The 12,056-nt window shown below is 63.9% G+C and carries 9 protein-coding genes; 3 read left to right on the top strand and 6 right to left on the bottom strand.

The window, feature by feature from the left end:
* Window positions 1–24 precede the first annotated feature (24 nt).
* The gene (locus RBH22_RS08120) at window positions 25–1,527 is read left to right on the top strand and encodes an aldehyde dehydrogenase family protein (RefSeq protein ID WP_306677149.1); all 1,503 of its coding nucleotides are present in this window, start codon (window positions 25–27) and stop codon (window positions 1,525–1,527) included.
* Between the two features lie 45 nt (window positions 1,528–1,572).
* Here the strand turns inward: RBH22_RS08120 and RBH22_RS08115 are convergent, their stop codons facing one another.
* A complete protein-coding gene (locus RBH22_RS08115) occupies window positions 1,573–2,277 on the bottom strand; it encodes a metallophosphoesterase family protein (protein WP_306677148.1) in 705 nt (234 codons plus the stop codon).
* Window positions 2,278–2,444: 167 nt separating this feature from the next.
* Between RBH22_RS08115 and RBH22_RS08110 the strand changes: the two genes are divergently transcribed.
* Both RBH22_RS08110 and RBH22_RS08105 read left to right on the top strand, forming a co-directional pair.
* Window positions 2,445–4,355 carry a PEP-utilizing enzyme gene (locus RBH22_RS08110; RefSeq protein ID WP_306677147.1) on the top strand — a complete coding sequence of 637 codons (1,911 nt, stop codon included), beginning with the start codon at window positions 2,445–2,447 and terminating at the stop codon, window positions 4,353–4,355.
* A 32-nt stretch (window positions 4,356–4,387) separates the two neighbouring features.
* Entirely contained in the window at window positions 4,388–5,458 is a 1,071-nt protein-coding gene (locus tag RBH22_RS08105) for a PEP/pyruvate-binding domain-containing protein (RefSeq protein ID WP_306677146.1), read from the top strand.
* Between the two features lie 98 nt (window positions 5,459–5,556).
* Here the strand turns inward: RBH22_RS08105 and RBH22_RS08100 are convergent, their stop codons facing one another.
* From RBH22_RS08100 to rdfA, 5 genes are all read right to left on the bottom strand, one after another.
* The gene (locus RBH22_RS08100; RefSeq protein ID WP_306677145.1) at window positions 5,557–6,252 is read right to left on the bottom strand and encodes an HAD-IB family phosphatase; all 696 of its coding nucleotides are present in this window, start codon (window positions 6,250–6,252) and stop codon (window positions 5,557–5,559) included.
* A gap of 76 nt (window positions 6,253–6,328) precedes the next feature.
* Window positions 6,329–7,024, bottom strand: a complete 696-nt coding sequence (locus tag RBH22_RS08095; protein WP_306677144.1) for a triose-phosphate isomerase — start codon at window positions 7,022–7,024, stop codon at window positions 6,329–6,331.
* Window positions 7,025–7,089: 65 nt separating this feature from the next.
* Window positions 7,090–8,763, bottom strand: coding sequence for a hydantoinase B/oxoprolinase family protein (locus RBH22_RS08090; RefSeq protein WP_306677143.1), 1,674 nt, complete (start codon window positions 8,761–8,763; stop codon window positions 7,090–7,092).
* Window positions 8,760–10,775 carry a hydantoinase/oxoprolinase family protein gene (locus tag RBH22_RS08085; RefSeq protein WP_306677142.1) on the bottom strand — a complete coding sequence of 672 codons (2,016 nt, stop codon included), beginning with the start codon at window positions 10,773–10,775 and terminating at the stop codon, window positions 8,760–8,762. Before RBH22_RS08085 ends, RBH22_RS08090 begins: the two co-directional genes overlap by 4 nt.
* A gap of 651 nt (window positions 10,776–11,426) precedes the next feature.
* Window positions 11,427–12,053, bottom strand: coding sequence for a rod-determining factor RdfA (gene rdfA, locus RBH22_RS08080; RefSeq protein WP_256290047.1), 627 nt, complete (start codon window positions 12,051–12,053; stop codon window positions 11,427–11,429).
* Window positions 12,054–12,056 lie beyond the last annotated feature (3 nt).

Genomic DNA, 12,056 nt, shown 5'->3' with positions numbered 1-12,056 from the left:
AACGACAGCACATTTACCGAGACAATGACACAGCAGTCACCACAGACAGCACAGGTAGAGGCGAGCGACTTCTCGATCGACGCGGACTGGAACGGCCTGTTCATCGACGGCGAGTGGCGACCCGCAGCGGGGGACGAGACGATCCCCGTCGAGAACCCTGCCACTCGCAACGTCGTGAGCGAGGTCCCCGCCGGCACCGTCGCTGACGTCGACGAGGCGTTCGAGACAGCCGCGCGGGCCCAAGAGGAGTGGCAAGAGGTGCTCCCCCAGGAACGCGGTGAGATCATCCGCGACGTCCAACACCTCATCGAGACCTACCACGAGGAACTGACAGAGTTACTGGCGATCGAGTCCGGGAGCGCACGCCCGAAAGCCTCCCGAGAGTTCACCTCGACGGGCGAGATGATGCACGATGTCGCGACCTACCCCTTCCGGATGACGGGCAGTCACAGCCAATCGAAGGTCGAGGGGAAAGAGAACATCGTCAAGCGCGAACCCGTCGGCGTCGTCAGTGTCATCTCGCCGTGGAACTTCCCGTTCCAGCTCTCGCTGCGCGCGGTCGCGCCGGCGATCGCACTCGGGAACAGCGTCGTGCTCAAGCCCGCCACCGAGACGCCGATCACCGGTGGCCTCCTCATCGCACGGCTGTTCGAGGCCGCTGGGCTCCCCGAGGGCGTCCTGAACGTCGTCACCGGTCACGGCTCGGAGATCGGCGACCGGGTCGCCTCCCACCCTGAGATGTCGGCGGTAGCGTTCACGGGGTCTACCTCGGTCGGCCGCCGCGTCGCTCGCAACGCGGCCGGAGCGTTCGCGCTCCCCGCGATGGAACTCGGCGGCAACAACCCCCACGTCGTGCTCGAAGACGCGGACGTCGAACGGGCCGTCGACGCGGGCATTTTCGGCTCGTTTATGCATCAGGGACAGATCTGCATTTCGATCAACCGCCACCTCGTCCACGAGGACATCTACGACGAGTACGTCGAGCGGTTGGTCGAACGCGCGGCCGAACTGAAGGTCGGCGACCCACTGGAGGCGGATACGATCGTCGGCCCGATCATCAACGAGGCCGAGCGCGACGACATCCTCGCGTACGTCGAGCAGTCCGTCGAGCAGGGTGCGACGCTCGAACTCGGCGGCAGCGCAGAGGGACTGCTGGTCGAACCCACCGTCCTCTCGGATATGGAGAACGATATGGCCGCGGCGTGTAACGAACACTTCGGCCCCGTCGCGCCGGTCGTCCCGTTCAGCGACGACGACGAGGCGGTCGAACTCGCGAACGACACCGAGTACGGCCTCTCGGCGTCGGTCCACTCCGAGCGGATCTCACGCGCCCGCGACGTCGCCGATCGAATCGACGCCGGGATGGTCCACATCAACGATCAGCCGATCAACAACGAGCCGCACGTCCCGTTCGGCGGGACGAAAGCCTCCGGGATGGGCCGCTACAACGGCGAGTGGATCATCGAGGAACTCACAGAGACGAAGTGGACGTCGATCCAGCACCAGCCCCGGGACTATCCGTTCTGAGGGTTCTGGTGCGTCGAGGACCGCTCGAAGAAAGAGCGCGGAGAGTTATTCGACGGAGTCGTTGACCGACCGCTTCGCCCGGCCGAACACCAACTCGCCGTTTTCGAGGCCATCGATCAGGACCTCGGGGAGGCCATATTCGTCGATTTTCTCTTGCGTCTCCGCTTTAGGATACTCGACGCGGTGGAGACCGACGGTTCCCGCCTCCACGTCGAGGACGGCGTAGCCGGCGCGCCAGTCGCCGTCGCGTGGGAGCCCAACGCTTCCCGGATTGACGACGACGCCTTCGTCGAATTCGGACTTCGCCTGAATGTGGGTGTGGCCGATGACGAGCACGGACTCCTCGCCGAGGAGGTCGGGACTGAAATCCTCGGGATAGGTGTAGGTGTTCGGCTTGTCGGGTGCGCCGTGTGCCACTTTGACCTGTCCGTCGTACAGCTCGCGCTCGATCGGGAGCGACTCGATGTATCCGAGTTCGTCGTCGGTCAACTGTTCGGTCGTCCAGAGCGCGGCCGACTTCGGAATCTCGTGGAAGTTGTCGTGGAAGTCCCCCAGCACCCCGCGGTCGTGGTTCCCCTGGATCGAGACGATGTCGTTCTCTCTGAATATCTCGATGACCTCACTGGGGAACGGCCCGTATCCGACCACGTCGCCCGCGTGTACGATCGCGTCGACGTCGGGCATATCTTCGAGAACGGCTTCGAGCGCCGGTCGATTGGCGTGTACGTCACTGATGAGTCCGACTTGCATAGAAATACATCGTGATTATGGTGTAATCAATCTACTCCTTTCTACAACCTCATTCTTGTCTCCACTCGGTATAAAGAATACAATAAATTCTTTAGAACGAGAAATAGATTACAATACCAAATGAACCTTCGTTAATTATAAATAGCTGTGTCACGCTGTCTATTCCCATGGGATCAGATCAGGGCGCACCCGCAACTGCGGGAGAAGACCCCAGTGGCACAGTAGAGTCCCGCGAACGGTTTCCACACGCCGGTGAACTAGAACTTCCCGAAGAACTGGACGGATGGGAGGAGATGTACCCCGAGTACTTCCAGTTCGAACTCACCGACGACCGGACCGACTACGAGCGGGACCGGTTCTGGTTCTGGGACAAGAAGGACACCACCGAACCGGTGATGCCGTGGGATATGACGATCAGCGCGCAGGCGTGGCAGATCGCGATGGCACAAAACACGAGCCGAGTGTTCGCGATCCCGCCGTCGATGTCGGTCGACATCCGCGTCGTCGCTGGCTACGCGTACTTCACCGGGATCAACGTCGAAGATGAGGAGCTCCTGCAGGAACGCGCCCAGATCTTCGCAGAGCGCAGCGAGTACTACTACGAGAATTACGACGCCCTGTACAACGGTATCTGGCTCCCCGCCGTCAAGGAAATCGGCAACGAGATCGACTCCCTCGACGTCCCTGCGGAACTCCCCGAATACGTCCCTGACGACGTTATCACCGAAGCCAAAGGCCAGAGTCAATCGACCCTCGACGTCATCCGGAACTACAACCGACTCACCGAACTCGCGCTCGAAGGCTGGCAGCGGCACTTCGAGTTCCTCTATCTCGCGTATCTCGCGTATATGCAGTTCACCGAGACGAGCCGCGAACTGTTCCCCGACATCTCCGACGACGCCATCGGGAAGATGGTCTCGGCCGTCGAAGCCGACGTGTTCCGCCCGGACCAGGAACTGAACGAGCTGGCCGAACTCGCCGTGGAACTCGGCGACGACGTCACCGACGTTCTGACGTCCGACGCCTCGCCCGACGAGAAGATGGAGCGCCTCCGGGAGACCGAGGCTGGAAGCGAATTTATGGACCGATTCGACGAGGTCAAAGATCCGTGGTTCTATATGACCTACGGCGACGGCTTCCACAGCTACAAGGGCTCGTGGATCGAGGACTTCAAAGCGCCCTTCGACCACCTCGAATCCAAGATCGATCGACTGCAGGACGGCGAGGAACTGGGCCGCGACTTCGAGGCCCTACAGGACGAACGCGACGAAATCGTCGACGAGTACCGCCGGTATCTGGACCCCGAGGAACGCGAGGAGTTCGACCACGCCTACGAAACGTGTATGACCGTTTATGAGTACGCCGAGAACCACCAGTTCTGGATCGAGAACTGGCTGCACACCATCATCTTCCGCAAGATGCGGGAGTTCGGACAGTTGCTCGTCAACCACGGACTGCTGGAAGACGAAGCGGACGTCTTCCTCTTCAACCGCTTCGAGGTCGCAGAACTCCTCGAAGAGGCCTGCGAGACGTGGGCGCTCGGGAAGGGCGCGTTCGTCTCCGAGCGCTGGCAGGACCGCGCCGAGGAGCGCCGACAGATGTTCGAGGCCGCAAAGGAGTGGGACCCCTCTCCCGCACTCGGCGAACCGCCGGAGGAGGTCACCGACCCGCTGATGCAGATGCTGTGGGGTATCACCACCGAGAAGGTCGAAAACTGGCTCGACATCGAGTCGGATGCGGGTGACGAAACGAACCTCGAAGGGTTCGGGTCGTCGTCTGGCCAAGTCGAGGGACCCGCCCGCGTGATCAACGATTCCAGCGACATCGACAAACTCGAGGAGGGAGAGGTGCTCGTCGCGCCGCTCACGAACCCGGCGTGGGCTCCTATCTTCCCCCGCGCGGCGGGTGCCGTGACCGACGACGGCGGCATCACGAGCCACGCCGCCATCGTGTGCCGCGAGTACGGTCTCCCCGCGGTCACCGGCACCGGTCACGCCACCTCGGTCATCGAGACTGGGGATCTGGTCCGCCTCGATGGTGAGACGGGCGAGGTCGAGATCCTCGAGAAGGCAGAGTAACCCCTAAATAGACCATCACTAATTACAAAAATATGGCTGACCCAACGTACACACTGCACTTCGAGTCTCCGGACTGCACCAAAGCGAACATCGGTCTCGTCGGCGGGAAGAACGCCTCGCTGGGCGAACTGATGGAGGCGGGCGAGGAGGTTCAGGTCCCGCCGGGCTTCGCCGTCACGACGGATTTCTACGAGGCCTTCATCGAAGAGCAATCGCTCGGCGAGTACATAAGCGAACGACTGTCGACCGTGGATATCGACGACGACAACGCTGTCGCCGCGGCGAGTGAGGATATTCGCGACCACATCGAGAGCGCAGACTTCCCGGACTTTCTCGCCGACGAACTCGAATCGTCGTGGCAGAAGCTCCAGTCCGAGACCGGTACTGACGACCTGCAGGTCGCCGTTCGGTCTTCCGCGACCGCCGAGGACCTGCCCGACGCCAGTTTCGCGGGCCAACAGGACACCTACCTCAACGTCACCGACTTCGAGTCGGTCAAACAGCGCACCAAGGAGTGTATGGCCAGTCTGTTCACCGCGCGTGCGATCACGTACCGCGAGAAGCACGGATTCGACCGCGACGAGGTCCTCATCAGCGTCGGCATCCAGAAGATGGTCGAAGCGCGGACCTCCGGCGTGATGTTCACGCTCAACCCGGCGAACGGCGACCAATCGAAAGTTCGGATCGAAGCGAACTGGGGGCTGGGAGAGGCCGTCGTGAGCGGGACGGTCACCCCCGATAGCTTCCTGGTCGACAAACCCGTCTACAAGATCGTCGACCGCAACGTCAAACAAAAGGACGTGATGACGGTCCCGACCGACGCGGGGACCGAGGAGGTCGAGATCGACGACGACAAGCGGGACGTCCCCTCTGTAACCGCCGACGAGATCGTCAAACTAACCGACCTCGCGAAGGCCATCGAACGACACTACGACGAGCCACAAGACATCGAGTGGGCGATCGAGGAAGACGGCGACGACAAGCGGTTCTACATCCTGCAGAGTCGCCCCGAGACAACGTGGAACGAGGGCGACGAGGCGAGCGCGAACGCGACCAGTACGTCGTCGTCGAGCACGGCCGAGCGGATCCTCGACCGACTGTAGGCGACTGCGACGGTCACGGCCCGTCGCTCTTCTGGCCGTTTTCTCGCTCTCGCCGAGCGTTCTTTTCTCGTTTCTCCGACAGCGTCGCTGCTGCCGGCTTAGTCGATTGTAAGGTCGACCGGCTCGTCCGCGTTTCTCTGCACGCCCTCGACGTCCAGTACGCCTCGCGCTTCGAGGTGCGGGACGATCTCGAAGAAGTTCTGTTGGTCCGTGGCGACGTCGGGGACGTCGCGAACGGCCGGTCTCGGAGCCATCGCGATCGAGAACCCGGCGCGCTCGAACAGGGGGATGTCGTGCGGGCCGTCGCCGACGGCGATGACCTGGTCGTGATCGATTCCTAACTGCTCGAGGAGGTCGTCGAGCACGGGCCCTTTGCCGCGGTCGATGATGTCGCCGTGGATTTCGCCCGTGAGGACGCCGTCCTCGACGACGGGACCGTTCGCGCGCTTCCAGTCGAACCCCAGTTCGTCGGCGATGTGGTCCGCGAGGGGAGTCAGCGCCGTGAAAATCGCGGTCTGGCAGGTGACGTTGCTGGCGACTGCCTTCGCGCCCGGCGCGAACGGGAGCGACTGCACGAGACGTTCGAGCTCCGCCGCCGAGACGCCCTCGAAGAGCGGGAAGATCTGTTCGGAGAGCGCCTCCATCGCGTCGAGGTCGTGTTCCCAGACGTCTGTCTTCACGCGCTCTACTTCGTCAGTCACGCCCACGTGTTCGGCAAGCGCATCGACGATGTCGCCGTCGATGAGCGTCTCGTCGCCGTCGAAGACGACGAGTTCGTACGTCGTATCGTCCATCTACCGGAAGTACGTCAGACCCCACTATAATACGCTGGGGTGTCATCCCGTTCGGTCCCGCTCCCGTCGACCGATTTCATCCGCTCTCGTCGCCTGCTTCGAGCGCCTCCGCCACAGCGGTGAGCCACGCTTCTCGATCGCTCGCGCCGACGAACGCAGAGGCCGCGCCGGCCGCGTCGGCACCGTGTTCGAGACTCGCTTTCACGTCTGCCCCGGTACTGATCCCGCCGCCGAGCAGGACGCGGGTCCGAGGATTCTCCGCTTCGACCATCGAGACGAACGTCTCGACGCGCGCAGGGTCCATTTGCGCGAGTGCGCGGTCGCTCGCGATGTCTGCCGGATTCTCGAACAGGAGGCAGTCCGGGTCGAACGAAAGCGCCGCCCGGCCCATCTCTACGCTGTCGACGCAGACGATCGATTCGAGGTCGCGCTCTGCACAGCAAGCCACCGTCTCCGCGACGTCGCCGAACGAATCCGGGCTCTCGGGGTGGTTGACGAGCACGCCGTCGGCCCCCGCCGAATCGACTGCGTCGAGCGAGACCTGCCCGTTCCCCTGTCCGGCGTCCAGCGCGTCGACGGACTGTGCGACGACCGACAGCGACGTCTCCGTAGCGATCCGATAGATGTCAGGCGTCTGTGGCGCGATGACGAACGTCGCGCCCGTCCGTCGCTGTACGGTCTCGATCGTCCTCGCCAACGCCAGTCCGTCGGCTCCTGTCGTCCCCTCGTAGAGCTTGAAGTTGATGAGAAAATGCGGATAGGTGAGCGCCATCAGTGCCTAAACCGAGACGGCAGAGCGATTTCAGCGTTGTCCCTTCTGCGTCCCAGCGCTCCGGTTCACTCGTCGCGTTTCCCGTCGCGCCGATCGGCCGCCCGTGCGTCCGGGTCGCGGTCGTCGGGCGACCCGTGGCCGCCACCGCCGGGCGTCCGTATCGTGACTGTCGTCCCCGCGTCCACGTCGACGGTCGTCTTCGCGGCCACCGCCTCGCCGTCGACGAGATTCTCGCCCGTCGCGCCGTCAGCGCCGCCGGCGATGCCTCGCGGTCGTGTGCGCCTGCGTTCGGTGAGCAGCGACACGGTGGCGTCGCACTCGACGGTCAGCGCCCGTTCGAGACCGAGCCCCCCGCGGTGCTCCCCGTCACCGCCGGTGCCCGGCCGGAGCGCGTAGCGCTCGACGGTGAGCGGGTACTCCGCTTCGAGCACTTCCACCGGCGTGTTCAGCGTGTTCGTCATCCCCACCTGTGCGCCGTCGATGCCGTCGCTTTCGGCGGTCGCTCCCGCGCCGCCGCCGATCGTCTCGTAGTAGGTGAACGCCCCCTCGCGGGAGCCGACGATGAGGTTGTTCATCGTTCCCTGGCCCTGTGCGGGCGCGCGCTCGGGGACTGCTTCGGCCAGGGCCGCGAACACGACGTCCGTGACGCGCTGGCTGGTCTCGACGTTGCCGCCGACGACGGCGGCGGGCGATTCGGGGTTCAGGAGCGACCCCACGGGGGCCGAGACGGAGACTGGGTCGTAACAGCCCTGATTCGGCGGGATCTCGGGATCGGTCAGGCTCCGCACGACGAAGTAGACGGCGCTCTTTGCGACCGCCAGCGGTGCGTTGAGGTTCCCCGGGACCTGCTCCGCAGTGCCCGCGAAGTCGACGTCGATTTTGGTCCCATCGACGGTGACGGTCACTTCGATCGGCACGTCGTCGTCGCTGACACCGTCTCCTTCGAGAACGTCTTCGGACGTATAGACCCCGTCAGGGATCGCATCGAGTTCGGTTTCGATCCGGTCTCGCGAGTAGTCGATGATCGCGCCGAACGAGTCGAGCACGGTCTCTCCGGAGCGTTCGAGGAGGTCGGCGAGGCGTTCATCGGCGCGGTCGTGCGCGGCGAGTTGTGCACGGATGTCGGCCCGTCGCTCGCTTGGTGTTCTGACGTTTGCCAGGAGCATCGCGAAGACGTCGTCGACGAGTTCGCCGTCGCGGACGAGACGGACGCCGGGGAGACGAAGCCCTTCCTCGTAGATTTCGCGCGCCCCGGCGGGCATACTTCCGGGCGTCGACCCGCCGACGTCGGCGTGATGCGCGCGCGATACCGCGTAGCCGAGGATCTCCTCGCCGTCGCCGGGGCCTCCCTCGACGTCGGGCGCGAGCGGCGAGACGAGCGTGATGTCCGGCAAGTGCGTGCCGCCCTCGAACGGATCGTTCAACGCCCAGACGTCGCCGGGTTCTGGATCGTACTGCCGGATCGCGTCGACGGCTTCCGGCATCGCGCCGAGGTGGACCGGGATGTGCTCTGCCTGCGCGACCATCCGGCCCTCCGCGTCGAAGAGCGCCGTCGAGCAGTCCTGTCGCTCCTTGATGTTCGGCGAGTACGCGCTGCGGATCAGCACCTCGCCCATCTCCTCGGCGACGCCCTCCAATTGATTCCGGAGGATTTCGAGCGTGACAGGGTCGACACTGCTCCCGTTCGCTTTCACGCCGGTGCGACCTGCATCGTCGCTGGGTGTGTCGTCTCGGGTCATCGATCTTCCTCCACAAGCACGACCGATCCGTCCGCGCGCACTTCGGCGTCCCAGATCGGCGGGACGACGACGGTGCTTTCGGCCTGTTCGATCACGGCCGGCCCGCCGATCGACCGTCCGACTTCGAGTCCTGCGCGATCGTACACTGGCGTCTCGTACGTCCGTTCTCCGCCGAACGTCGCTTCGCGTTCGCCCGTATGAGCGCCGCCTTCGGCTTCGTATGCGGTGGCCGGGTCGCGCCGGGGCGTCGTCGCCGACACCCGAAGGTTGACGAGGTCGACCGGCTCGTCCATCCGGTAGCCGTAGGTCGAGGCGTGCGCCTCGTGGAACCGCTCTTCGACGCGATCCGCATCGAAGGGTTCCCCCACGTCGACGGTGAGCTCGAAACTCTGTCCGGCGTAGCGGAGGTCGGCGCGCCGGCGAACCGTCGCCGCGTCGGGGTCGCGAGCGTCTGCGAGCACGTCTCCCTCCAGTTCGTCGTATCGCTCGTCGACGACCGCGGGATCTACGTCGGCGAGACCGACGCGGTGAGTCCGCACGGCGTCGTGTTTCTCGTCGGCCGCGAGCAGTCCGTACGCGGAGAGAACGCCGCAGGCAGGCGGGACAACGACCGTTCCGATGTCGAGGTCGTCGGCGAGTGCGCAGGCGTGCATCGGCCCTGCGCCGCCGAACGCGACGAGGCCGAACTCGCGCGGGTCGTGGCCCCGTTCGACCGTCGCCGACCGGATCGCCCGCGCCATATTCGCGTTCGCGACGCGATAGACGCCGCGCGCGGCGTCGAGTGGCCCACCGAGACCCGCTTCCTCGGCGAGGTCCGCCAGCACGTCGAATGCGGCGTCGGCGTCGAGCGCGAGCTCGCCCCCCAGGGCCGTGCTCTCGCCGATGTACCCGAGGACGAGGTTCGCGTCGGTGACCGTCGGGTCGGTGCCGCTGTTCCCGTAACAGGCTGGTCCGGGGTCCGACCCGGCGGACTCCGGTCCGACCCGGAGCGCACCGCCGCTGTCGACCCACGCGATCGACCCGCCGCCCGCGCCGACGGTGGTCACGTCGACCATCGGCGTGCGGACCGGTTGGCCGTTGATCTCGGCGTCGGTCGTCCGCTCGGCCTCCCCGTCGCGAATGAGACTCACGTCGCTCGACGTGCCACCCATATCGAAGGTGACGAGTCCGTGGAGGCCACGTTCTTCGGCTACTCCACCGGCCGCAGCGTTCGCGCCGACGACGCCCGCTGCGGGGCCCGACATCGTCGTCGTGACGGCGTGTTCCCGGACCGTGTCGACGGCGGCGATGCCACCGTTGGCCTGCATCACGAGCGGTTCCGGGAGCCCTATCTCAGCCGCGCGCTGAGAGAGCCGACCGAGGTACCGATCGATCGCCGGCGTCACGTAGGCGTCGACGACCGTCGTCGACGTTCGTTCGTACTCGCGAAACTCCGCGAGTACTTCGTGTGAGGCCGAGATCGGAACGTCGAGCTCCGTCTTCAGGATCTCGACCACTCGCTGCTCGTTCCGGGGGTCCGCATAGGCGTGCAACAGCGAGACGGCGACGCTCTCTGCGTCGCACGCCCGGATCTCCGCTGCGACGTCGCGGACGGCGTCCTCGTCGACGCCGGCTTCGATTCCTTCGGGCGTCGAACGCTCGGGGATCTCGAAGCGGCGCCGCCGGGGGACGAGCGGCTCCGGCCGTTCAGCGGAGAGGTCGTAAAGGTCCGGGCGGTCCTGCCGGCCGATTTCGAGGACGTCTCGGAAGCCGTCGGTCGTGACGAGCGCCGTCTTCGCCCCGTCGCGTTCCAAGAGCGCGTTGACAGAGACAGTCATCGCGTGCGTGAACTCGTCGACCGCCGTCGGATCGATCCCGGCGTCCTCGCACGCCTTCTCGATGCCGTGTAACACCCCCACGCTCTGGTCCGCCGTGCTCGGCACCTTCGCCGTCACGAGATCCTCGCCCGTGGCGAGCACGACGTCGGTAAAGGTCCCCCCGACGTCGGCACCGAGCCTGATTCGGCCTGTCATACTGGACGGTACTTTCTGCGCGCATTATAAGGGTTACAAAGCGGAGGGCACGAGCGGCGACCGGAGCGACACCGCGTAGGGGGTAGACTCCTATTCGAGCACGATTTTGCACGTCGTGCTGACGCCCCCGCCTCTTGACCGCAATATATAAGATATATTAGTAGTATATTATTATGATTATTAAATTTAACTGGAAATATGACTGGCGCGGGCTGTCTGCTGGCTAATCAAAAAATTTCCTGACTTTCAGTGGTTTCGACGGTACTTGGTACTCATTTCGGCGAAGCTGACCCGACCGCGGAAGTCAATTCTGAACTGCGCTAAATATATTACATTAGACTAAGTAACAACTGATAGGGATTATCGTAACTGTTCAGAGATTCTCGCCGTACCGTCCGGCGAGACATCTATGCAGACTTACGATAATCCCTATGAGATATTGATCGTCCCACGTTGCATCGACGGGTAGTCTCACCAGTCTGTAGGAACCCGCCGCGTCGACCGTTCTGTTACAAAATTACTGCTGTAATCCGAACGAACGCTTGGTTGTCGAACGATTGGACCAAACGATCTCGTCTCCGCCTCCGGACTGTGATTCGGAGTGAGGCTCCATCCCGTTCTCGCCTCTATCTGTTGTAAATCAAATAATAATTAATCTTTATTTTCTATCTGACACTCACAGCCGCCGTTGTCGAGCAGGTCCGTAATCGGATAGCTCGTCCCGCAGTCGGTACAGAGCACCTGTACGTCCACGAGAACGTTGAAATCGCCCAGCGCGAGCCGACCACTATTGCGCAACTGCGTCAGATTGCTCTCGATGACGGCGATGAGGCGGCTCTGAAGTCGCTGGATCGTCGTGCGAGCCTTTTCGATGCGATCGGTGTCGGTCGTCGCCTGTTCTTTGGAGACGCCCCTGAATTCCGTCAGGTAGGTGTGTACCGCCTGGTGGGAGACGAACTCGTCCTGGAGCGTCTCCGGGTCGATGTCGTTGCGTTCGAGTGCGGCTTCGGCATCAACTCGCATCCCCGCAGTGACGTCGTCCTGAGAGAGCAGGCGATAGAGGTTCGCGACTTCACCGTCGAGAGGGGTCCCGCCGCCGCGTTCGATTTTCGCGCGAAGGAGCCGCTCGTTGAACCAGTCGGCGAGCGACCGGAGGCTCTGGCTCTCGTAGCCCCGACCCAGCCAGCGGTCTTCGAGCTCTTGGCCGACGCCGTCCATCTCGTACTCCTGAATGAGCCGTCCGACCTTCGAACGGGTCTGATCAGGCTGTTCTGACATACC

Source organism: Halobellus sp. H-GB7 (genome assembly GCF_030848585.1).
In the GTDB taxonomy this organism is placed as follows: Archaea; Halobacteriota; Halobacteria; order Halobacteriales; family Haloferacaceae; genus Haloquadratum; species Haloquadratum inordinatus.
The sequence above is the reverse complement of the archived record's forward strand: the minus strand, read 5'-3'. Positions and strand labels throughout refer to the sequence as shown.